The 21,850-nt window shown below is 55.6% G+C and carries 18 protein-coding genes; 13 read left to right on the forward strand and 5 right to left on the reverse strand.

Annotated features, from left to right (window positions below; all coding sequences use genetic code 11):
- Positions 1-21 precede the first annotated feature (21 nt).
- Complete coding sequence (gene xylB, locus MC50_RS07380) at positions 22-1,479, reverse strand: xylulokinase (protein ID WP_032690306.1); 1,458 nt, start codon at positions 1,477-1,479, stop codon at positions 22-24.
- A gap of 87 nt (positions 1,480-1,566) precedes the next feature.
- Positions 1,567-2,889 carry a xylose isomerase gene (gene xylA / locus MC50_RS07385; protein ID WP_032690496.1) on the reverse strand — a complete coding sequence of 441 codons (1,323 nt, stop codon included), beginning with the start codon at positions 2,887-2,889 and terminating at the stop codon, positions 1,567-1,569.
- A gap of 374 nt (positions 2,890-3,263) precedes the next feature.
- Here xylA and xylF point away from each other — a divergent pair, with 374 nt between their 5' ends.
- From xylF to xylR, 4 genes are all read left to right on the forward strand, one after another.
- Entirely contained in the window at positions 3,264-4,256 is a 993-nt protein-coding gene (xylF, locus tag MC50_RS07390) for a D-xylose ABC transporter substrate-binding protein (RefSeq protein WP_032696987.1), read from the forward strand.
- Between the two features lie 64 nt (positions 4,257-4,320).
- Positions 4,321-5,862 carry a xylose ABC transporter ATP-binding protein gene (locus MC50_RS07395; protein ID WP_032690304.1) on the forward strand — a complete coding sequence of 514 codons (1,542 nt, stop codon included), beginning with the start codon at positions 4,321-4,323 and terminating at the stop codon, positions 5,860-5,862.
- Complete coding sequence (gene xylH / locus MC50_RS07400) at positions 5,840-7,021, forward strand: xylose ABC transporter permease XylH (RefSeq protein WP_032690303.1); 1,182 nt, start codon at positions 5,840-5,842, stop codon at positions 7,019-7,021. The genes MC50_RS07395 and xylH overlap by 23 nt, the downstream gene beginning before the upstream one ends.
- Before the next feature lie 125 nt (positions 7,022-7,146).
- The gene (gene xylR, locus MC50_RS07405) at positions 7,147-8,325 is read left to right on the forward strand and encodes a D-xylose utilization transcriptional activator XylR (protein ID WP_004868824.1); all 1,179 of its coding nucleotides are present in this window, start codon (positions 7,147-7,149) and stop codon (positions 8,323-8,325) included.
- A gap of 55 nt (positions 8,326-8,380) precedes the next feature.
- Here xylR and MC50_RS07410 read toward each other — a convergent pair whose 3' ends face one another.
- Positions 8,381-9,199, reverse strand: coding sequence for a protein bax (locus MC50_RS07410; RefSeq protein WP_072000061.1), 819 nt, complete (start codon positions 9,197-9,199; stop codon positions 8,381-8,383).
- 315 nt (positions 9,200-9,514) lie between these two features.
- Here MC50_RS07410 and MC50_RS07420 point away from each other — a divergent pair, with 315 nt between their 5' ends.
- Together MC50_RS07420 and avtA are read left to right on the forward strand one after the other, a co-directional pair.
- The gene (locus MC50_RS07420) at positions 9,515-11,548 is read left to right on the forward strand and encodes an alpha-amylase (RefSeq protein ID WP_032690301.1); all 2,034 of its coding nucleotides are present in this window, start codon (positions 9,515-9,517) and stop codon (positions 11,546-11,548) included.
- 174 nt (positions 11,549-11,722) lie between these two features.
- Entirely contained in the window at positions 11,723-12,979 is a 1,257-nt protein-coding gene (gene avtA, locus MC50_RS07425; protein WP_047663573.1) for a valine--pyruvate transaminase, read from the forward strand.
- Positions 12,980-12,999: 20 nt separating this feature from the next.
- Here the strand turns inward: avtA and MC50_RS07430 are convergent, their stop codons facing one another.
- Together MC50_RS07430 and yiaJ are read right to left on the reverse strand one after the other, a co-directional pair.
- The gene (locus MC50_RS07430; protein ID WP_047663574.1) at positions 13,000-13,488 is read right to left on the reverse strand and encodes a 4Fe-4S dicluster domain-containing protein; all 489 of its coding nucleotides are present in this window, start codon (positions 13,486-13,488) and stop codon (positions 13,000-13,002) included.
- Positions 13,489-13,608: 120 nt separating this feature from the next.
- Positions 13,609-14,424 (reverse strand): IclR family transcriptional regulator YiaJ, encoded by an 816-nt coding sequence (gene yiaJ, locus MC50_RS07435; RefSeq protein ID WP_047663575.1) that lies wholly within the window; start codon positions 14,422-14,424, stop codon positions 13,609-13,611.
- A gap of 223 nt (positions 14,425-14,647) precedes the next feature.
- On the opposite strand from yiaJ, the gene MC50_RS07440 reads away from it, so the two are divergent.
- From MC50_RS07440 to MC50_RS07470, 7 genes are all read left to right on the forward strand, one after another.
- Entirely contained in the window at positions 14,648-16,168 is a 1,521-nt protein-coding gene (locus tag MC50_RS07440; RefSeq protein WP_047663576.1) for a sugar ABC transporter ATP-binding protein, read from the forward strand.
- A gap of 13 nt (positions 16,169-16,181) precedes the next feature.
- The gene (locus MC50_RS07445) at positions 16,182-17,252 is read left to right on the forward strand and encodes an ABC transporter permease (RefSeq protein ID WP_047663577.1); all 1,071 of its coding nucleotides are present in this window, start codon (positions 16,182-16,184) and stop codon (positions 17,250-17,252) included.
- A 63-nt stretch (positions 17,253-17,315) separates the two neighbouring features.
- On the forward strand, positions 17,316-18,383 hold the full coding sequence (locus MC50_RS07450; RefSeq protein WP_223261800.1) for an ABC transporter substrate-binding protein: 1,068 nt from the start codon (positions 17,316-17,318) through the stop codon (positions 18,381-18,383).
- A 1-nt stretch (position 18,384) separates the two neighbouring features.
- The gene (locus MC50_RS07455; RefSeq protein ID WP_047663578.1) at positions 18,385-19,248 is read left to right on the forward strand and encodes an SMP-30/gluconolactonase/LRE family protein; all 864 of its coding nucleotides are present in this window, start codon (positions 18,385-18,387) and stop codon (positions 19,246-19,248) included.
- A 113-nt stretch (positions 19,249-19,361) separates the two neighbouring features.
- Positions 19,362-20,360 carry a 3-dehydro-L-gulonate 2-dehydrogenase gene (yiaK, locus tag MC50_RS07460; RefSeq protein ID WP_047663579.1) on the forward strand — a complete coding sequence of 333 codons (999 nt, stop codon included), beginning with the start codon at positions 19,362-19,364 and terminating at the stop codon, positions 20,358-20,360.
- Between the two features lie 11 nt (positions 20,361-20,371).
- Positions 20,372-20,839 carry a YhcH/YjgK/YiaL family protein gene (locus MC50_RS07465; RefSeq protein WP_041143179.1) on the forward strand — a complete coding sequence of 156 codons (468 nt, stop codon included), beginning with the start codon at positions 20,372-20,374 and terminating at the stop codon, positions 20,837-20,839.
- Positions 20,840-20,884: 45 nt separating this feature from the next.
- Positions 20,885-21,820 carry a DUF4862 family protein gene (locus MC50_RS07470; protein ID WP_047663580.1) on the forward strand — a complete coding sequence of 312 codons (936 nt, stop codon included), beginning with the start codon at positions 20,885-20,887 and terminating at the stop codon, positions 21,818-21,820.
- Positions 21,821-21,850: the final 30 nt, after the last annotated feature.

The raw sequence follows: 21,850 nt of genomic DNA on the forward strand, positions 1-21,850 counted from the left end.
CGCCCCATTCGGGGCGGATGTTTATGACGACATCAGAGGCAGAAGCTGCTGATAAATCTGGCGGAACGTTTCGCGGCGCGGCGCATAGTGAGCAACACGCCCGGCATCCGGTCGATGGGCCTGTTCCAGCGGCAGCTGCGGCAGCAGATCTGAAAAAGCCGCCTCTTTATGCTGCGCCAGCTGCGCTAACCGGGCGGCCCCAAGCGCAGGCCCAACGTCGCCACCGGTACGGTAATCCAGCTGCTGGCCACTGATATCAGCCAGCATCTGCCGCCACCAGGCGCTGCGCGCGCCGCCGCCAATCAGAGTGATGCTCTCCGGCGTCACGCCGCAGGCATGCACCACATCCATCCCATCGGCTAATGCGTAACCCACCCCTTCCAGTACCGCACGCGCCAGTTCTGCCGGGCCGTGCTGATGCGTCAGGCCAAAAAAGACGCCTTTAGCATGAGGGTTGTTATGCGGCGTGCGCTCGCCGGAAAGATAGGGCAAAAACCAGATGGGATCGGCATTTTCACGCGCCGATTCCGCCGCCGCCAGCAGCGCAGGAACCGTGCCGAGGCCGGTCAGTTTTGCCGCCCAGTCGAGGCAGGAAGCGGCGCTCAACATCACCGACATCAAATGCCAGCGTCCCGGCAGGGCGTGGCAAAAGCTGTGTACAGCGCTTTCCGGTTTGCTGAGAAACCCGTTGCTGACGGCAAAATAGACCCCGGAGGTTCCCAGGGACAGCATCGCCTGCCCGGCATCCGCCATGCCGACGCCTACCGCACCGGCAGCGTTATCGCCGCCGCCAGCGACCACCAGCGCCTGCGGCATATTCCACGCCTGGGCAATAGCGGGACGCAGCGTTCCCGTCACTTCACAGCCTTCAAATAACGCCGGCATGTTATCGCGGCTCAGGCCGCAAGCGGCGAGCAGCTCATCGCTCCAGTCGCGTTTGGCCACATCCAGCCACATCGTCCCGGCGGCGTCCGACATATCGCTGGCAAATTCACCGGTCATGCGCAGGCGGAGATAATCTTTCGGCAACAGCACCTTATCCACCTGGCGGAAGATATCAGGCTCATGGTGCTGGACCCAGAGCAATTTTGGCGCCGTAAACCCCGGCATCATCAGGTTACCGGCAATTTGCCGCGAGCGGCTTACCGCTTTTTCCAGCTGGACACACTCGTCGCCGCTGCGGCCGTCATTCCACAAAATAGCCGGGCGCAGCACGCGTTGTTGTTTATCCAGCAATGTTGCGCCGTGCATCTGCCCGGCGATCCCCACCGCTTTTACATCGCGCAGCGCGTGCTGTTCAGCCAACGCTTTCATTGCGCGGTCCGTCGCCTGCCACCAGTGCTCGGGGTCTTGCTCGGACCATAGCGGGTGTGGGCGCGATACGGTGAGGGGCGCAGTGTGCGAAGCCAGCACCTCACCTTGCTCATTGAGCAAAATGGCCTTGACGCCCGAGGTGCCCAAATCAATCCCGATGTACATACGGTCTCTCCTTAACAGTGCGCCACGGCTAACCGTGGCGCAAGAAAGCGTGCTCTCACTCATACCCGGCGGCGCCGGGTAGCCTTATTACTTATCAAAGAGATAATGGTTAACCAGGTTTTCCAGCTGCTCCTGATGACCGCTCTGATGCTGGGGAGCCAGATTATGCTGCGCCGCGTACTGTGCAATCTCCGTCAGCGTCATCTGCCCTTTCAGGATTTGCTGCCCCAGGTCGCCATTCCAGCCGGCATAGCGCTTCGCGACCCGCTTATCCAGCTCGCCCTCTTCGATCATACGGGCCGCCACTTTCAGCGACAGCGCCATCGTATCCATCGCCCCAATATGACCATAGAACAGATCGTATTTATCGGTGCTCTGACGACGAACTTTGGCATCAAAATTCAGGCCGCCGGTGGTAAAGCCACCTGCTTTAAGAATTTCATACATCACCAGGGCATTCTCTTCCACGCTGTTCGGGAACTGATCGGTATCCCAGCCCAACTGCGGGTCGCCGCGGTTGGCATCCACGGAGCCGAACAGACCCAGCGCAATGGCGGTCGCAATCTCATGGTGGAAAGAGTGTCCGGCCAGGGTCGCATGGTTCGCTTCGATATTCAGTTTGATCTCTTTTTCGAGACCAAACTGCTTGAGGAAACCATAGACGGTAGAGGCGTCATAATCGTACTGATGTTTGGTCGGCTCCTGCGGTTTTGGCTCAATCAGCAGCGTGCCCTGGAAGCCGATTTTATGTTTGTGCTCCACCACCAGCTGCATAAAGCGGCCAATTTGCTCACGCTCCTGGCGCAGATCGGTATTGAGCAGGGTTTCGTAGCCTTCGCGGCCGCCCCACAGGACATAGTTTTCCCCGCCCAGTTTGTGTGTGGCATTCATGGCGGTCACTACCTGAGTCGCCGCCCAGCTGAAAACCTCCGGATCCGGATTGGTCGCCGCCCCTGCGCCGTAACGCGGGTTGGTAAAGCAGTTTGCCGTCCCCCACAGCAGCTTCACGCCGCTCTGTTCTTGCTTCGCCGCCAGTACGTCAACCATCCGGGCAAAATTGTCCAGATACTCCTTCAACGATGCCCCTTCCGGAGAGACATCCACATCATGGAAGCAGTAGTACGGCACATTCAGCTTATGGAAAAACTCAAAGGCGACATCGGCTTTACGTTTCGCCATTTCCAGCGCGTCGCCCGGCTGCTGCCACGGACGATTGAAGGAGCCCACGCCAAACATATCTGCCCCGTTCCAGCAGAAGGTGTGCCAGTAGCAGGCGGCAAACCGCAGATGCTCTTCCATGCGCTTGCCCAGCACCATCTCGTCCGGGTTATAGTGACGGAACGCGAGCGGGTTGGTGGTTTTTGGGCCTTCATAACGTACGCGATCGAGTTGATCGAAATAGGTTTGCATAATGAACTCCATATTCAGGGATGCGGCGGATAACAAGTCATAAGCCAATATAGAATTCATGTTTTGCTTTCCTCAATTACGTTATTTCACACCGCGATTGAGAGAATCCACAAACGTGCGCCAGATCGCACAACTGAATATTATCAACGGCCTCCCCACCTTCGTTTCAATGACATATCAATGATATAGCTATTTTATTTATTTTTAAAAACCAGATCGCGGTCATAAATCAGAAAACAAACTAAATTTCGTAATCCCAAAATAAGCACAGATAATTGCCAGTCTTCCTTTAGCTGTTAAGAATCTACTACGTATCAGGCCGTTTCTTTACCCCGTTCGTCTTATCCTGCACTTTACAAAAAAGGCTGATTATTATGAAGATAAAGAACCTTTGCCTCACGCTCTGTGCTTCGCTCCTGCTGACCAGTATGGCGGGGATGGCGAAAGAAGTTAAGATTGGTATGGCCATTGACGATCTCCGCCTTGAGCGCTGGCAGAAAGACCGTGATATATTTGTCAACAAAGCCGAATCATTAGGTGCCAAAGTATTTGTTCAGTCCGCCAATGGTAATGAAGAAACACAAATGTCGCAAATTGAAAATATGATAAACCGCGGCGTTGATGTTCTGGTTATTATTCCCTACAACGGTCAGGTCTTAAGCAATGTGATTAAAGAAGCCAAACAGGAAGGCATTAAAGTTCTGGCCTATGATCGCATGATCAACAACGCAGATATTGATTTCTATATTTCCTTTGATAATGAAAAAGTGGGCGAAATGCAGGCCCAAAGTCTGGTGGCTAAAACTCCTCAGGGAAATTACTTTCTGATGGGGGGTTCTCCGGTGGATAATAACGCCAAGCTGTTCCGTGCCGGACAAATGAAAGTCCTCAAGCCTTATATCGACGAAGGTAAAATTAAGATCGTTGGCGACCAGTGGGTTGACGGCTGGCTGCCGGAAAATGCATTAAAAATTATGGAGAACGCCCTCACCGCTAACAATAACAAAATCGACGCGGTTGTCGCTTCTAACGATGCCACCGCCGGCGGCGCGATTCAGGCATTAAGCGCGCAGGGTCTGGCGGGGAAAGTCGCCATTTCCGGCCAGGATGCCGACCTTGCTGGCGTCAAGCGCATTATTTCCGGCACGCAGACCATGACCGTCTATAAACCGATTACCACCCTTGCCACTACCGCCGCTGAAATTGCCGTCGAGCTCGGCAATGATAAAGCGCCGCATGCTGATACCACGTTGAATAACGGACTTAAAGATGTCCCGTCCCGCCTGCTCACCCCGATCGAAGTGAATAAAGACAATATTGAACAGACGGTCATCAAAGACGGTTTCCACAAAAAGAGCGAATTATAACTCCTGACGCCCCTCGCCGGGGCGTCATTCTCGTCCAGCCGGATATCGCTTATGCGGAGCATGTATGTCCTGGTTACTAGAAATGAAAAATATCACCAAAACCTTCGGAACCGTGAAGGCGGTAGATAATATCAGCCTGCGACTTAACGCCGGGGAAGTGGTCTCACTTTGCGGCGAAAATGGTTCTGGTAAATCCACGCTCATGAAAGTCCTGTGCGGAATTTATCCGCACGGTAGCTATGACGGTGAGATTATTTTCGCCGGTGAAACGCTTAAGCCCAATCATATTCGCGACACCGAACGCAAGGGTATCGCTATTATTCACCAGGAGCTCGCGCTGGTTAAACACCTGAGCGTTCTGGAGAATATTTTTCTTGGTGCGGAAATCTCCCGCTATGGTCTCCTTGATTATGAAACCATGACTCTGCGCTGCCAGAAGCTGCTGGCGCAGGTGAATTTGACCATTTCACCCGATACCCGCGTCGGCGATCTCGGCCTTGGGCAGCAACAGCTGGTTGAAATTGCCAAAGCGCTCAATAAGCAGGTGCGTTTATTAATACTTGATGAACCCACCGCCTCATTAACCGAGCAAGAAACGGCCATTCTGCTGGATATCATTCGCGATCTGCAGGCCCACGGTATCGCCTGTATTTATATTTCCCACAAATTGAATGAGGTGAAAGCCATCTCTGACACCATTTGCGTCATTCGCGACGGCCAGCATATCGGCACCCGCGACGCCAGCGGCATGAATGAAGATGATGTGATAACCATGATGGTTGGCCGCGAACTCACCGCCCTTTACCCGAACGAGCCGCACGACTGCGGCGATGAAATTCTACGCGTCGAGCATTTAACCGCCTGGCATCCGGTCAACCGGCACATTAAGCGGGTCAACGATATCTCTTTTTCATTGCATCGCGGTGAAATCCTCGGCATTGCCGGGCTGGTCGGCGCCGGGCGTACCGAGGCCGTCCAGTGCCTGTTTGGTGTCTGGCCGGGGCGCTGGGAAGGGAAAGTGTTCATTGACGGTCAACCGGTGGCTATCCACCACTGCCAGCAGGCTATCGCCCACGGTATTGCCATGGTCCCTGAGGACCGCAAAAAAGACGGGATCGTGCCGGTAATGGCGGTGGGTAAGAACATCACTCTGGCGGCGTTAAGTCAGTTTACCGGCCGGCTAAGCAGCCTGGATGACGCCGGGGAGCAGCACTGCATCCAGCAATCCATCCAGCGGCTGAAAATCAAAACGTCATCGCCTGAGCTGGCCATTGGCCGCCTGAGCGGCGGCAATCAGCAGAAAGCGATTCTGGCCCGCTGTCTGTTGCTGAATCCGCGCATCCTGATTCTCGATGAACCCACTCGCGGCATCGATATCGGCGCGAAATACGAAATCTACAAATTGATTAATCAGCTGGTGCAGCAGGGGATCGCCGTCATCGTCATCTCATCAGAACTGCCGGAAGTTCTCGGGTTAAGCGATCGGGTGCTGGTGATGCATGAAGGCAAGCTGAAAGCCAATTTAGTCAATCATCATCTGACCCAGGAACAGGTGATGGAAGCCGCGTTGAGGAGCGAACACCATGTCGAAAAACACGTCGTCTGAGATAAAAATCATCCCGCCCGCCCCTGCCGGTGTGTCTGGATTCAAAGGGCTGAACCTACAGGTTTTCGTGATGATCGCCGCGATTGTGGTGATTATGCTGTTCTTCACCTGGGCTACCGAAGGAGCCTATTTAAGCGCGCGAAACATTTCTAACCTGCTGCGGCAGACGGCGATTACCGGCATCCTGGCGGTCGGGATGGTTTTCGTCATTATTTCCGCCGAGATCGATCTTTCCGTGGGCTCGATGATGGGGCTGCTCGGCGGCGCGGCGGCGATTTTTGACGTCTGGCTCGGCTGGCCGCTGCCGTTGACCATTGCGGTCACGCTGGTGATGGGGCTGGTACTCGGCGCCTGGAACGGCTGGTGGGTCGCCTACCGCAAAGTCCCGTCGTTTATCGTCACCCTCGCCGGGATGCTGGCGTTCCGCGGCATTCTGATCGGTATTACCAACGGCACCACCGTCTCTCCCACCAGCCCGGCCATGTCGCAAATTGGACAAAGCTATCTGCCTGACGGACTCGGTTTCGGCATCGGCGTCATCGGCATGGCGGCCTTTATTGTCTGGCAATGGCGCGGTCGCCTGCGTCGTCAATCCCTGGGATTAACCACACCCGCGCCAACCTCGACGGTGGCACGCCAGAGCATTACTGCGGTTATCGTGCTCGGCGCCATCTGGCTATTAAACGATTATCGCGGCGTCCCCACGCCGGTTCTCATCCTGGCAGCTCTGCTGCTGGCGGGAATGTTTATGGCCACCCGAACAGCCTTTGGCCGGCGAATTTATGCCATTGGCGGTAATCTGGAAGCGGCACGCCTGTCCGGGATTAGCGTTGAACGCACCAAGCTGGCCGTTTTCGCCATCAATGGTCTGATGGTGGCCATCGCCGGTCTGATCCTCAGCTCGCGTCTGGGCGCCGGTTCGCCTTCAGCCGGTAACATTGCCGAGCTGGATGCTATCGCCGCCTGCGTCATCGGCGGCACCAGCCTCGCCGGTGGGGTAGGTAGCGTCGCCGGAGCCGTCATGGGGGCATTTATCATGTCGGCGCTGGATAATGGTATGAGCATGATGGACGTCGCCACCTTCTGGCAGTACATCGTCAAAGGCGCCATTTTACTGCTGGCAGTATGGATGGATTCGGCGACGAAGCGCAGAACATAAGCCAGCTAAAGGGAAGAATGCCCGAATTCTATGCGCTACCACCAGATTTACGCATAAGACGCTTGTCATTATTCGGGCATTGGCCGGTATTGTATGGCCAGAAAGAGAGACCAGGAAAAGAGACTATGTTTGCAAAGCGCCACCGTATTACGCTGCTATTCAATGCCAACAAAGCCTACGACCGGCAGGTGGTCGAGGGGGTAGGAGAATATTTACAGGCATCGCAACAGGAATGGGATATCTTCATTGAAGAGGATTTTCGGGCGCGTATTGAGAATATCAGGGAGTGGCTGGGCGACGGCGTGATTGCTGATTATGACGACCCGGAAATCGAAAGACTGCTGGCCGACGTCGAGGTCCCGATTGTCGGCGTCGGCGGCTCCTACCATCGCCCCGAATGCTATCCCCCGGTGCACTATATTGCGACGGATAACGCCGCGCTGGTCGAAAGCGCCTTCCTGCATCTGAAAGAAAAAGGCGTCCAGCGCTTCGCCTTTTACGGGCTACCCACCTCCAGCGGAAAACGTTGGGCTGTCGAGCGCGAACACGCGTTTTGCCAGCTGGTCGCGAAGGAGAAATATCGCGGCGTGGTTTATCAGGGACTCGAGACCGCACCGGAAAACTGGCAACACGCGCAGAACCGCCTCGCGGACTGGCTGCAAACGCTCCCTCCGCAAACCGGAATTATCGCCGTGACCGATGCCCGCGCCCGTCACGTGCTTCAGGCCTGCGAGCTGCTGCATATCCCGGTGCCGGAAAAGCTGTGCGTCATCGGTATTGATAATGAAGAGCTGACCCGCTACCTGTCACGCGTCGCGCTCTCCTCCGTCGCGCAGGGGACCCGGCAGATGGGTTACCAGGCGGCCAAGCTGCTGCATCGACTGCTGGATAAAGAGCCTCTGCCGCTGCAGCGCCGGCTGGTGCCGCCGATGCGCGTCGTTGAACGGCGCTCCACGGACTATCGCTCGCTCACCGACCCGTCGGTGATTCAGGCGATGCACTATATCCGCAATAACGCCTGCAAGGGCATCAAGGTCGAACAGGTGCTGGATGCCGTCGGCATCTCCCGCTCTAACCTCGAGAAGCGCTTCAAGGAGGAGGTCGGCGACACCATTCACTCCATCATTCACCGCGAGAAACTCGAAAAGGCCCGCAGCCTGCTGGTCTCCACCACGCTGTCGATTAATGAAATTTCGCAAATGTGCGGCTATCCATCGCTGCAATATTTCTATTCGGTATTTAAGAAAGAGTACGACGTGACGCCGAAGGAGTACCGGGATCGGCACAGTGAAGTGATGATGTAGAGCCAGTGAGATCGAAAAGAAAAATGCCCGGGGCTTACGCGCCGGGCATTCGCTATTACATATGGGCAGCAATCAGCCGCTGGTTGTCCTGATACATCGCGAAGAGATAGTTGTTGTAGCTCGACCCTTTCGTCGAATAGCCCTTCAGCTTATGAATCATGGTGCTGGCCGTCACTTCCTGATCCGTTTTACGCAGCTGCGCGCGGGATTTACGGAAGGACTTGTATGCCGGATGGGTGTTCAGGTTCGTCACGTAAGCCTGTACAGACTCCTCCACGGAATCAAACTGGGAGTAGCCTTTCATCGCACCGCGGCAGTTTCCGCCGCCGCATTTCATACCAAACAGATTGTTGTTCATGCGCGCCAGTTTGGACGTACCCCAGCCGCTTTCCGCCGCCGCCATGGTCGCCACCATGCTGTTCGGAATGATGTCGACGCGCTCCATCAGCGTGTTCCATGGAATATGGCGGGTGTTGCCAGACCATTTCACTTTATAGCGTGCAGTAATATCCTTCAGGCGCGAGCGCTCTGTCGGTGACCAGCGCGAATCGTATTGCTTGGCAACAAGCCAGTTACGATCGGCGGTAATCACCTGATTTTGTTTAGTAATATAAGGCATTACTGTCCGGAGAAACGCTTTTTTCCTTGGGGTTCCGGAAGGGTATTTTCGCAAATCAGGAAGTGAACTACTCTTTACACTATTGCGAGAATACTCTTGTTTACTGCTTACCTTAACTTGACTACTTTTCTTTACTTGTGAGGCTTTATGACTCGTTGTTGCTGTGTGGGTTGTTGCCAACACACTACCTGAAAATATGCAGGTAAGTAACATGAGTATCGCAGCCCCATATCGTCGCATGGGAATCGATATCATTAGGTCTCCTGGTCGGATTTAATCATTCCAACACCTTGTTTTACGCAAAAAAACGTTAATTGAGTCGCGAATAGTATCAAAAATACCCAGTGAGAGCACTAACAGAAATAGTCCAATTCCTAAAAGCTGTCATCTGAAATCGGTTTCCGCGCCGTCATCAGGGGGCGAAAATGCTAGCGCCGTCTCATTTTTTGCCTGTTTTTTGACCTCTGTCACTCACCCCTTTTTGTCATCCCTGCAAAAGCGCAGGTGGGATGAGTTCATTATCCGGATTGCCGGGCAAACTGAACAAAAAACCGCTCACAGGACTCCAGAATGAAACTCGCTGCGCTCGCGTCGCTCTTGTTGCCAGGAATGGCCTTCGCCGCCTGGACCACCGCCGATTTCCCGGCCTTTACCGAAGAGGGCACCGGCAGGTTTATCAGTCAAAACGAGGTGGCGAAGGGTACACGTCCGCTACAAATTAATTTTGACCAACAGTGCTGGCAGCCCGTCGGAGCCATCAAACTCAACCAGATGCTGTCCATGGAACCCTGCCGCGGCACCCCGGCACAATGGCGGGTCTTCCGCGAAGGTCGCTACACGCTTGAAGTGGATACCCGCTCCGGTACGCCGACGCTGATGCTTTCTCTGGAGGAAAAAGAGGCGGCGACAGCTTCCGCGCCGCAGCTGCGTCAGTGTCCAAAATGGGATGGTAAGCCGCTAACGCTGGATGTCAGCAAGACCTTTGCCGAGGGTAGCAAAGTCCGTGATTTCTACAGCGGCAATGTCGCCACGGTCAGCGCCGGGAAAATTACGCTGCAGCCGGCCCCCAACAGCAACGGTTTACTGCTCCTTGAGCGGGCAGACACCACCGCCGACGCCCCCTTCAACTGGCATAACGCCACGGTCTATTTCGTGCTGACCGACCGTTTCGTCAACGGCAACCCGGCCAACGACAACAGTTATGGGCGGCACAAAGACGGTATGCAGGAAATCGGCACCTTCCACGGCGGCGACCTGCAAGGGCTGACCAGCAAACTCGACTACCTGAAAGAGTTAGGCGTTAACGCGCTGTGGATAAGCTCGCCGCTGGAACAAATTCACGGCTGGGTCGGCGGCGGAACCAAGGGCGATTTCCCGCATTACGCCTATCACGGCTACTACGCCCAGGACTGGACAAAGCTGGATGCCAATATGGGTACCGAGGAGGATTTGCGTCGCCTTGTCGATGAGGCGCACAAGCGCGGTATCCGCATCCTGTTCGATGTGGTGATGAACCACACTGGCTATGCCACCCTCGCCGATATGCAGGAGTTCAAATTCGGCTCGCTGTATCTGCAGGGCGACGAGTTGAAAAAAACGCTCGGGGAACACTGGACCAACTGGAAACCCGGCCCGGGCCAGACCTGGCACAGCTTCAACGACTACATCAACTTCAGCGATAAAGCCGGCTGGGAAAAATGGTGGGGGAAAAAGTGGATTCGTACCGATATCGGCGACTACGACAACCCAGGCTTTGACGATCTGACCATGTCCCTGGCCTTCCTGCCGGATCTGAAAACCGAATCGACCACCCCTTCCGGGCTGCCGAATTTCTATCAACAAAAGCCTGATACGGCGGCAAAAGTGATTCCAGGCTATACGCCGCGCGATTATCTGACCCACTGGTTGAGTCAGTGGGTACGTGATTACGGCATTGACGGTTTCCGCGTCGATACCGCCAAACACGTCGAGCAAGCCGCCTGGCAACAGTTGAAAACCCAGGCCACTGCGGCGCTGGCGGAATGGAAAAAGGCCAATCCGGATAAAGCGCTGGATAACGCGCCGTTCTGGATGACCGGTGAAGCCTGGGGCCATGGGGTGATGCAGAGCGATTACTACCGCCACGGTTTTGATGCGATGATTAACTTCGACTACCAGGATCAGGCGGCGAAAGCATCAGGCTGTCTCTCCAGTATTGACCTGACCTGGCAGCAGATGGCGGATAAACTGCAGACGTTTAACGTTCTGAGCTATCTCTCATCCCACGACACGCGTCTGTTCCGTGAAGGCGGCAGCACTGCGGCAGAACTGCTGCTGCTCGCGCCAGGCGCGGTACAGCTCTTCTATGGCGATGAGTCCGCGCGGCCGTTCGGGCCTACCGGCTCAGATCCGCTGCAGGGGACACGTTCGGATATGAACTGGCAGGACGTCGAGGGTAAAGCCGCGCTCAGCGTCACCCACTGGCAGAAGCTCGGCCAGTTCCGCGCCCGCCACCCGGCAATCGGGATGGGCAAACAAACCACGCTCTCTATGCCGCAAGGTTACGGTTTCGTCCGTGAAAACGCCGATGACAAAGTCATGGTGGTATGGGCAGGCCAACGATAACCCCTTTTCTGATGGCTCCCCGGTCTCCCCGGGGAGCCTTTACAGAATAAAAAACTAATATCTATCTATAATCCAGCATAAAAATGAAATCCTCGACATTCCTGCCGATTTGCACCGCATCGAGGCTGGCGTTATGGTTATCCACTTTCCAGGAAGACCGATAGATTATCCGCAATGACATTTTCACTTTTCGGCGACAAATTCACCCGTCATTCAGGCATCACCCGCTTGATGGAAGACCTCAATGACGGCCTGCGCACTCCGGGCGCTATTATGCTGGGCGGCGGTAATCCCGCGCAGATCCCGGAAATGAACGAATACTTCCAGACCCTGCTGGCTGACATGCTCGCCAACGGCAAAGCCCTTGATGCGCTTTGTAATTACGACGGTCCGCAGGGAAAAAGCGAGCTTCTGACCGTGCTGGCGCAGATGCTGCGCGAAGAACTGGGCTGGGAGATTGAACCACAGAATATTGCACTAACAAATGGCAGTCAGAGTGCATTTTTCTACTTGTTTAACCTCTTTGCCGGACGCCGTGCGGATGGCACCACCCGCAAAGTCCTGTTCCCGCTGACGCCGGAATATATCGGCTACGCCGACTCGGGTCTCGAAGAGGATCTGTTTGTCGCCACCCGCCCGAATATTGAGTTGCTGCCAGAAGGCCAGTTTAAATACCACGTCGATTTTGAACACCTGCAGGTCACGGAAGAGACGGGGATGATTTGCGTCTCTCGCCCGACCAACCCGACCGGTAACGTGATTACCGACGAAGAGCTGATCAAGCTGGATGCGCTGGCCCACCAACACGGCGTTCCGCTGGTGATTGATAACGCGTATGGCGTGCCTTTCCCGGGAATTATTTTCAGCGACGCCAGGCCGCTCTGGAACCCGAATATTGTACTGTGTATGAGCCTGTCCAAACTGGGCCTGCCGGGCAGTCGCTGCGGGATCATCGTGGCCAATGAGAAAATCATTACCGCCATCAGCAACATGAACGGGATTATCAGCCTTGCGCCCGGCGGAATGGGGCCGGCGATGATGTGCGAAATGATCAAACGCCATGACCTGCTGCGCCTGTCAGAAACGGTCATCAAGCCGTTCTACTACCAGCGCGTACAGGAAACTATCGCCATTATTCGCCGCTATCTGCCGGAAGATCGCTGCCTGATTCATAAACCTGAAGGGGCGATTTTCCTCTGGCTGTGGTTTAAAGATCTGCCGATCTCCACCGAACTGCTGTACCAGCGGCTGAAAAAACGCGGCGTATTGATGGTGCCGGGCGACTACTTCTTCCCGGGGCTGGATAAACCCTGGCCGCACACGCACCAGTGCATGCGCATGAACTACGTGCCGGATCCGCAAAAAATCGAAGCGGGGGTGCAAATCCTCGCCGAAGAGATTGAGCGGGCCTGGGGTGAACAGGGCGCGTAATCGCACGTTTTGTCGCCCGCCTAAATCGCCAGCGCCGTCCGCCGACGGCGCTCGCCGCTTAATCTCTCCAGCTCCGCCGACGTCATGCAGTACAGCGCCTGGGTCGGACAGGCCGCCACGCAGGCCGGGCCGTCTTCGCGATGGCCGCACAAATCGCATTTCAACGCCTGTACGCCATCGTCGGTCATCAGCACGGACATCGCGCCGTACGGACAGGCCAGCATACAGCTTTTGCAGCCAATACAAAGGGATTGTTCAACGTACACCGCGCCGCTGACCCGGCTAATCGCCCCCACCGGGCAGACGTTGGCGCAGGGCGCATCTTCGCAATGATGGCAGGTCACGGCGGTTGTAAAAGACCCGCTCTTCACCACCCAAATGCGGGCGCTGAAGGCTTTTGGAGAAAGTGCGGCGCAATCCTGATTTGCCTGGTGTGACACCACGCAGGCGACTTCGCAGGTACGACAGCCAATGCATTTAGCCGAATCCGCAATGATAAAACGGTTCATTTTCCACCCCGCCTGACGTTGATTAGCGTCAGAGTGCCAGAAAACGAACCGCCTTCGCTTTGATCCTGGCGGGGATTGTTGCCAGATCTGTCATCTGCCTAACCGCATCTGGCTTTTTGCCTACACGCGTAAGGTAAATCCCAGTTCGTTAGAGATGGCCTGTGCCGTGTCGCGCAGCGGCTTGAGCAGATTTTTCTCACCAATCTGTTTTAGACGTGACGTCGAGAGTGAGATGGAGATGGCATACGGCACACGGTGTTGAATATCAAACACCGGAACAGCAATGCAGGAAACGCCAAGCTCATTCTCTTCGCGGTCCATCGCCATCACGCTTTCACGAATTTGCGCCAGCTCATCGTACATCGCAGGTAGCCCCGTAATGGTGTTGCGCGTCAGAGGCTGAATCTGCTCCTGATGCGTCTCCCAGTACTCTTTCACATATTCCTGCTGACCAAACGCCATGTAAATCTTACCCATTGCCGAACAGTACAGCGGCATATGTTGGCCGATATAAGCGCGGGTACGCAGCATCCCGGTCGTCGGTTCCAGCTTATAAATCAGAATGGCGTGATCGTCCTCACGGCTGGAGAAGTTGATGGTTTCCCCGGTAGAGAGGTTTAGCGCTTCCAGATGCGGCGCCGCCACGTGGATAATATTCAGCGACGTCAGGGCTTTTTGACCGACGGCGATAAATTTCGTGGTTAAACGGTAACTCCCGGCGGCGGGCGCGGGAGTGACGTAGCCACAGGATTGCAGCCCTTGTAGTAATCGGTGCACGGTGCTTTTGTTCAGCCCGGCCAGTTCTGAAAGATGCGCCAGCGGGCAACCGTTGGGGTAATTGCTTAAGATTTCTATCAACATCAAACCGCGAAACAAGCTTTGGCTTCCAGCCGGCCGCTCTTTCTCCGGCGTGTTTTCACTCTCTTTTGTGTTCATCGCTTCCGCTCTCCATTCTGTGGCGACCTGATGGTAGCGCAAAGTGTGTTTCACTTCACGATCTGAACAGAAATTTTGTAATTAACTGATTTTATTGAATTTCAAAAACATCCTCCCCGATTGCTTTGTGAAATCATGATCGATATATTTGAAATCAGATTTCGCATAGTGAAATTTATAGATTGCAAAACGTTCTTATTCCCTCAGCGGGAGGTCACCTTAAATGGCAGAAGCAGCAGTGTTGTCTCCGTTGTTATCCATGCGCCACATCATCAAGCGCTTTGGTGGAAATGTGGCGGTCAATAACGTCAGTCTGGATATTTATCCGGGCCAGGTTGTGGCGCTGCTGGGAGAAAACGGTGCCGGCAAATCGACGTTGATTAAGGTGCTGGCTGGCGTCTATTCCCGTGATGGTGGCGAGATCCTGTTTCGCGGTCAGCCGGTGGATTCTGCCGCCGCGTTACGTCAGGGCAACGAACAGCCTATCGCCTTTATTCATCAGGATTTAGGCCTGGTAGAGTGGATGACCATCGCCGAAAACATGGCTCTGGTGATGGGGTTTCCCCGTCGCTTCGGCCTGATTGACTGGGCGGCCACCAAACGCCAGGCGCAAAAAGCGCTGGAAGATATCGGCATTCAGCTCGATCCGGATGACCGCGTGTTTGACCTTTCCCGCACCGAAAAATCCCTGCTGGCGATTGCCCGCGCGGTGGCAGTTGACGCCTCGGTGCTGGTGCTCGATGAACCGACAGCCTCGCTGCCTGCCGACGATGTACGCCACCTGTTCCGCGTCATGAACATCCTGCGCGAGAAGCAGGTAGGCATGATTTACATCACCCACCGCCTGGATGAGGTGATGGAGATGGCTGATACCGTTTGCGCCATGCGCGACGGCTGCTACGCCGGGGGCGGCGATATCGGCCGCTACAGCCTGCGTGGTCTGGTCGAACTGATTGTGGGCGAAAGCCTGCGCGATGACCAGCGTCAGGCCTTACCTGATGCCAGCGCCCCGGTGCTGTTGAAAATGGACCATGTCAAAGTGGGCGATACCGGGCCGGTCTCCTTCGAGCTGCGTGCCGGTGAGATGGTGGCACTCGCCGGTCTGCGTGGCGCCGGCCAGGAAGAGATTGGACGTTTACTGTTTGCCTGCCGGACGCAGGAAAGTGGACAAATCACTTTAAACGGCGTGCCGTTTACGGCGACAACACCAGGGGAGGCGATGTCCGCAGGCGTCTCTTTTGTCGCGGGCGACCGTCTTCATGAAAGTCTGATCCCGGGCATGATGGTGCGTGAAAACCTGTTTATGAACCCCTGTAAACACGGCCATGCGCTGCTTTCCCGCTATAACGAAAAAAGCGAAGCGCCGCTGAGCCGGGAGAAAATCCGCCAGTTCGACGTGCGCCCTTCGCAGATAAATATTGAAATCAGTGCACTGTCGGGCGGCAACCAGCAAAAAGTGGTAATGGCACGCTGGCTTTCGCTCAATGCCCCTCTGCTCATCCTGGAAGATCCTTCTGCTGGCGTTGACGTGGGCGCACGCGCAGAAATTTACGATTTACTCAATCAGGCGCTGCAAAACGGCGTTGCCATTCTGGTCATCTCCAACGACCTGGAAGAGGTGGCGCACATCTGTAACCGGGCGCTGGTGTTTAACCGCGGGCAGATCGTCGGCGAACTTCTCAACCAGGATGTCACCTTTGCCAGATTGCTTGAGCTGGCATCGGGCAGCGGCACCATACATTAAGTCGGAGTGCGTTATGGCTAAAACATCAATGAAATCGACGGCCCTGGAATCACGCGTATCACTTCATGAACACGGTGCGGCCACCTGGCTTGGACAATTGACCACCCGTTACGGTTTACCCGCGATCTGCGTGGTGCTGGTTATCGTTTTTTCACTGACAACGCCTTCGTTTGCCTCCCTGTTGACGTTGCAGGCGATTCTCGACAGCAAATCGAAAATCGCCCTGCTGGCGCTGGCAGCAACCATTCCGATGATTGTCGGCAAAATCGACCTGAACGTCGGCTTCGGGATCGTGCTCTGGCACATCCTCGCCATCACTTTGCAGGTTGAATATGGTTTCTCCTGGCCCGCCGCGGTGGCGATCGTGCTGCTGCTCTCCGCGCTCTACGGGTTGCTGAACGGTATTCTGGTGGCGCTGGCGGATATCGACAGCTTTGTTGCGACCCTGGGTTCCGGTACGGTGCTGTACGCCGTCGCGCTCTGGCACTCTGGCGGTCGGCAGATCGTCGGTGACCTACCGGACGCCTTTATCGCCCTGCATCACTCCGACCTGTTCGGCATTCCGGTGGTGGCCTTCTACGTCCTTTTTGCCGCCGTGGTGCTGTGGATTATCACCGAACATACCCCGATTGGTCGCTGCATGTATGCGGTGGGCGGTAACCCGGTCGCCGCAGCGCTCAACGGCATTTCCGTTAATCGGTACATCATCGGGGCATTTATTACTTCCAGCACCTTAACCGGCTTTACCGGGGTGATCATCGCCGCCGAGCAGGGCGTGGGCCAGGCCAGCGTCGGTATGGATTATCTGCTCCCGGCTCTGGTGGGCGCGTTCCTCGGCAGCACCACCATTCGTCCCGGCCGGGTGAACGTCTGGGGCACGGTGGTAGGTATTGCGGTGCTGGCGATTGGTATTGCGGGCATCCAGCAGTTCGGCGGCGCGTTTTGGGTCGAACCGCTGTTTAACGGCGCGACACTGCTGCTGTCGATTACCCTGGCAGGCTACGCCCAACGCCGTCGGGCATTAAATAAGAAACTGGTGCAGCGGGCACAATCGCCAGCATCAGGCTCCTCCGTTACCCAATGACTCTCGCGTAAGGAACTGAAAATGAATAACAAAATAGTTCAATACTGTCTGGCTGCCGGGTTGATGATGGCAAGTGGTTTCAGCCTCGCCGACGATACCTTTGTTCAGCAGGCGAAAACGGCGATTGCCAAAGCGACCGCGCCAGTCACCGCATGGGACGGCCCAACCCAGGGCCCGGTGCTGCAGCCTAATAAGAAGATCATTTTCATCGCCTCGGACATGAAAAACGGCGGCGTGCTGGGCGTTAAAGAGGGTCTGGAAGAAGCGGCGAAAACCGCAGGCTGGCAGCTGGATGTGCTGGATGGCGCAGGTTCGGTGAAAGATCAACTGGCGGCACTAAACCAGGCGATCGCCCGCAAACCGGACGGTATCGTCATTGGCGGCTGGAACCCGAACGTCGCCAAAATTCCGCTGAAAAAAGCGGTGAAAGAGGGCATCGTGCTGACCGCATGGCACGCGGTTCCCGCGCCTGGCCCGGTTCCGGCTTACAACATTTTCTACAACGTGACCTCCGACTCGAACGAAGTCTCGCGCATGGCGGCGCTGTATGCGGTGGCGAAATCCAACGGCACCGCCAAAGTGCTTATTTTCACCGACTCGCTGTACCAAATCGCGCTGGATAAAGCCAACGCGATGAAGAAGGTGATTGAGCAGTGCAGCGGCTGCCAGGTGGTGGAGTTTATCGATACCCCGCTTGCCGACACCTCCAACCGCATGCCGGGCATGACCTACAGCCTGATCCAAAAATATGGCGACAGGTTCGAATACTCGCTGGCGATTAACGACCTGTACTTCGACTTTATGGCCCCAGCCCTGCAAACCGCGGGCAAAGGCACCGGAGATAAACCGCCGTACAACATCTCCGCTGGCGATGGTTCCGTCACCGCCTACCAGCGCGTGCGTGAAGGCAAAGCGCAGATCGCAACCGTACCAGAGCCGTTGAAACTGCACGGCTGGCAGCTGCTGGATGAATTTAACCGCGCCTTCGCGGGCAAAGAGCCGTCTGGTTATGTCACCCCGGCACATCTGGTGACCAAAGAGAACATCGGCGCCGACGGCGGCCAGAACAACGAATTCGATCCGGACAACCATTATCGCGATCGCTACAAAGCTATCTGGGGCGTGAAGTGAGATGTTAGCCGTTACGGGAAGTTTTGAACGCCTGTGCTCACCGGCGATCTGGGCGGAAGGCCCGGTGTGGCTGGCAGACCAGCAGTGTCTGATTTTCAGCGATGTGAAGGGCAACAGGATGTTCCGTTGGGATGCGCAAAATGGAGTCAGCGTGTTTCGTGCCGAATCCCACTACGCCAACGGCAACGCGCTGGACAAGCAAGGGCGTTTGTTGACCTGCGAGCACGGTCGGCGCGGTATCAGCCGTACCGACGCCGCGGGCAATCACACCCTGCTGGTGGATAAAGTCGACGGGCTGCGTTTTAACTCCCCGAACGATATCGCGGTGCGCCAGGACGGGTCGATTTGGTTTACCGATCCGCCCTACGGCATCGTCGGTGACGAAGAGGGCTATCGCGCCGCAAGCCAGGTAATTGGCTGCTACGTCTACCGATTTGATGAAGCGCGTAACCAGGTCGCTATTGCCATCAGCGATACCCAGCGCCCCAACGGGCTGGCCTTTTCGCCGGATGATAACTGGCTATACGTGGCAGATATGTCAGTTATTGATTTCCCGAGCCAGGGCCGCCGGGAAATTCGCGCTTACCGTCTTGAAGGCGATAACGCGTTATTTTCCCACGTCGTAACCCAGGTCAAACCGGGTGTTCCGGACGGATTCTGCGTCGACCAGGACGGGAATATTTACTGCAGCTGCGAGACAGGGATTTTGATTTTCTCCGCCGCAGGCGAATTACTGGAAACCATTGCGGTCCCCGAGCGCGTCTCTAACTGCACCTTTGGCGGCCCCGACGGGAATACGCTTTTTATTACGGCGACGACATCGCTGTACCGGGTGAGCCTCGCCCCATCCCGCCTTCAGGGATAAACCGGAGTAACACCGAAACGCACCGGTCCTGCCGGCGCGTTTTTGCAACCCAATACTATTTAGTGGAATAACATTCCACTATGTGAAACAAAAAGATGTAATGGAGAAAGCGTATGTTATTGAGTTTTTCTGACCTTAAAAATGAGTTTAACCGTGTCCTGCTGGCACGCGGCGTGGCGGCTGAAACCGCCGATGCCTGCGCGGAAATGTTCGCCCGCACCACCGAGTCAGGGGTCTATTCACACGGCGTAAACCGTTTCCCGCGCTTTATTCAGCAGTTGGAAAACGGCGATATCATCCCGGAGGCCCTGCCAAAACGCACCGCTTCGCTGGGGGCGATTGAACAGTGGGATGCCCGGCGCTCTATCGGCAACCTGACCGCCAAAAAAATGATGGACCGGGCAATTGAACTGGCTTCTGACCACGGTATTGGCCTGGTTGCTGTGCGAAACGCCAACCACTGGATGCGCGGCGGCAGCTACGGCTGGCAGGCTGCGGAAAAAGGCTACATCGGCATCTGCTGGACCAACTCCATTGCCGTGATGCCGCCATGGGGCGCCAAAGAGTGCCGCATCGGGACTAATCCGCTGATCGTCGCCATTCCGTCTACGCCGATCACCATGGTGGACATGTCCATGTCGATGTTCTCCTACGGCATGCTGGAAGTGAACCGTCTGGCAGGCCGCCAGCTGCCGGTTGACGGCGGCTTCGATGACGAAGGCAACCTGACCAAAGACCCGGCCCCCATCGAGAAAAACCGCCGTATTCTGCCGATGGGCTACTGGAAAGGTTCGGGCCTCTCCATTGTGCTGGATATGATCGCCACCCTGCTCTCCGATGGCTCTTCCGTTGCTGCGGTAACTGAAGACAACAGCGACGAGTTCAACATTTCGCAAGTCTTTATTGCTATCGAAGTGGACAAGCTGATCGACGGTGCCACCCGCGACGCCAAGCTGCAACGCATCATGGATTACATCACCAGCGCCGAACGTGCCGACGAAAACGTGCCGGTCCGTCTGCCCGGTCATGAGTTTTCCCGTCTGCTGGAAGAGAACCGCCGCAACGGAATCACCGTTGATGACAGCGTGTGGGCAAAAATCAAAGCGCTGTAAGGAATATCATCATGATTTATGGACATATTTCTCAACCCAACGCCTGCCGGTATCCGGCAGCGATTGAAAAAGCACTGGAATTTTTGCGCACCACGGACTTCAGCAAGCTGGAGACCGGGGTGGTCGAAATTGAGGGGCGCACGATCTTCGCGCAGATCCTCGACCTGACCACCCGTCCGCACGATGAGCTGCGCCCGGAAGTGCACCGCCGCTACCTGGATATCCAGTTTTTATATTCCGGTGAAGAGCAGATCGGTGTCGCTATCGATACCGGCAATAATGCAGTAAGTGAAGAATTACTTGAGCAGCGGGATATTATTTTCTATCACGACAGCGAAAACGAATCGTTAATAGAAATGAGGCCGGGGAACTACGCCATATTTTTCCCGCAGGACGTTCACCGCCCCGCCTGTAATAAACACCGGGAAACGGCAATCAGGAAAATAGTGGTTAAAGTTGCTATTTCCGCTTTAGATTAATCCGTAATTTATTTGTCGAACACCGATAAATAAAAGGAGTGAAAAATGGAAAGAAATGACGCCGGTTATATCATCGGCGCATACCCTTGCGCGCCTTCATTTCACCAAAAGAGCGAACAGGAAGAGACGGAATTCTGGCGCTTACTCGCGGACACGCCCCACATCCGTGGCCTGGAGCAGCCATGCCATGAAAACTTTCACCCCTATGGCGATGAGTGGTTGCTCCAGCATACGCCGCAGGAGTGGAAGATGGTGGTGACTGCCATCCCGGAAACCATGCGTCGCCGTGGCGGCGGCAACACGGCTTTCGGCCTGGCCTCCAGCGATGAAGAACAGCGCCTGGCGTGCGTCGAATTTCATCGTCATTTACGCAATAAAATCAATGCACTAAACAAACGATTTGCCGGCAAGGTCATCTCCCTTGAACTGCAGGCGGCACCGCTTGCGGGCAATGCGAACGTAGAGCAGGCAGCCGATGCCTTCGCGCGCTCAATCAAAGAGATTGCGGGTTGGGACTGGTCATGCTCACTCGTACTGGAACATTGTGATGCCATGAACCAGCCCGCGCCACGCAAAGGCTTTCTGCCGCTGGAAAACGTGCTGGAGATCCTGGCAGGTTACAGCATTGATATCTGTATCAACTGGGCGCGTTCGGCGATTGAAGGGCGTAACGCCGCCCTGCCGCTGACGCACGCTCAGGCGGTACATGCCGCAGGCAAACTGGGGGCGCTGATGTTCTCTGGCACCGCGACCGAAGGGCCGTACGGCGAATGGACTGACCTGCACGCACCGTTCGCACCGTTCTGCCCGCAAAGCCTGTTAACGGCGGCTCACGCAAAAGAATTATTTAATGTGGCTGATTCAGCAAATTTACAGTTTGCCGGTATTAAGTTACTGGAAATTGATGAGAATGCTGATGCGAATCATCGCATAGCCATATTACGCGATGGCATTAACGCGTTAAACATAGCCCAACAATAAATATAAAGCGTCAATTTAATCGCAAGGTCA

Origin of the sequence: Klebsiella planticola, assembly GCF_000783935.2 — a bacterium.
Classification (GTDB): Bacteria; Pseudomonadota; Gammaproteobacteria; order Enterobacterales; family Enterobacteriaceae; genus Klebsiella; species Klebsiella planticola.

Excerpts from the sequence above, each read along its gene's own strand:
- MC50_RS07450 (WP_223261800.1), top strand. The coding sequence starts at position 17,316 with ATGATGGCAAGTGGTTTCAGCCTCGCCGACGATACCTTTGTTCAGCAG.
- xylB (WP_032690306.1), bottom strand. The coding sequence starts at position 1,479 with ATGTACATCGGGATTGATTTGGGCACCTCGGGCGTCAAGGCCATTTTG.
- xylF (WP_032696987.1), top strand. The coding sequence starts at position 3,264 with ATGAAGATAAAGAACCTTTGCCTCACGCTCTGTGCTTCGCTCCTGCTG.
- MC50_RS07430 (WP_047663574.1), bottom strand. The coding sequence starts at position 13,488 with ATGAACCGTTTTATCATTGCGGATTCGGCTAAATGCATTGGCTGTCGT.
- xylR (WP_004868824.1), top strand. The coding sequence starts at position 7,147 with ATGTTTGCAAAGCGCCACCGTATTACGCTGCTATTCAATGCCAACAAA.
- MC50_RS07455 (WP_047663578.1), top strand. The coding sequence starts at position 18,385 with ATGTTAGCCGTTACGGGAAGTTTTGAACGCCTGTGCTCACCGGCGATC.
- yiaK (WP_047663579.1), top strand. The coding sequence starts at position 19,362 with ATGTTATTGAGTTTTTCTGACCTTAAAAATGAGTTTAACCGTGTCCTG.
- MC50_RS07440 (WP_047663576.1), top strand. The coding sequence starts at position 14,648 with ATGGCAGAAGCAGCAGTGTTGTCTCCGTTGTTATCCATGCGCCACATC.
- yiaJ (WP_047663575.1), bottom strand. The coding sequence starts at position 14,424 with ATGAACACAAAAGAGAGTGAAAACACGCCGGAGAAAGAGCGGCCGGCT.
- MC50_RS07445 (WP_047663577.1), top strand. The coding sequence starts at position 16,182 with ATGGCTAAAACATCAATGAAATCGACGGCCCTGGAATCACGCGTATCA.
- MC50_RS07395 (WP_032690304.1), top strand. The coding sequence starts at position 4,321 with ATGTCCTGGTTACTAGAAATGAAAAATATCACCAAAACCTTCGGAACC.
- avtA (WP_047663573.1), top strand. The coding sequence starts at position 11,723 with ATGACATTTTCACTTTTCGGCGACAAATTCACCCGTCATTCAGGCATC.
- xylA (WP_032690496.1), bottom strand. The coding sequence starts at position 2,889 with ATGCAAACCTATTTCGATCAACTCGATCGCGTACGTTATGAAGGCCCA.
- MC50_RS07465 (WP_041143179.1), top strand. The coding sequence starts at position 20,372 with ATGATTTATGGACATATTTCTCAACCCAACGCCTGCCGGTATCCGGCA.
- MC50_RS07410 (WP_072000061.1), bottom strand. The coding sequence starts at position 9,199 with ATGATATCGATTCCCATGCGACGATATGGGGCTGCGATACTCATGTTA.
- MC50_RS07470 (WP_047663580.1), top strand. The coding sequence starts at position 20,885 with ATGGAAAGAAATGACGCCGGTTATATCATCGGCGCATACCCTTGCGCG.
- xylH (WP_032690303.1), top strand. The coding sequence starts at position 5,840 with ATGTCGAAAAACACGTCGTCTGAGATAAAAATCATCCCGCCCGCCCCT.
- MC50_RS07420 (WP_032690301.1), top strand. The coding sequence starts at position 9,515 with ATGAAACTCGCTGCGCTCGCGTCGCTCTTGTTGCCAGGAATGGCCTTC.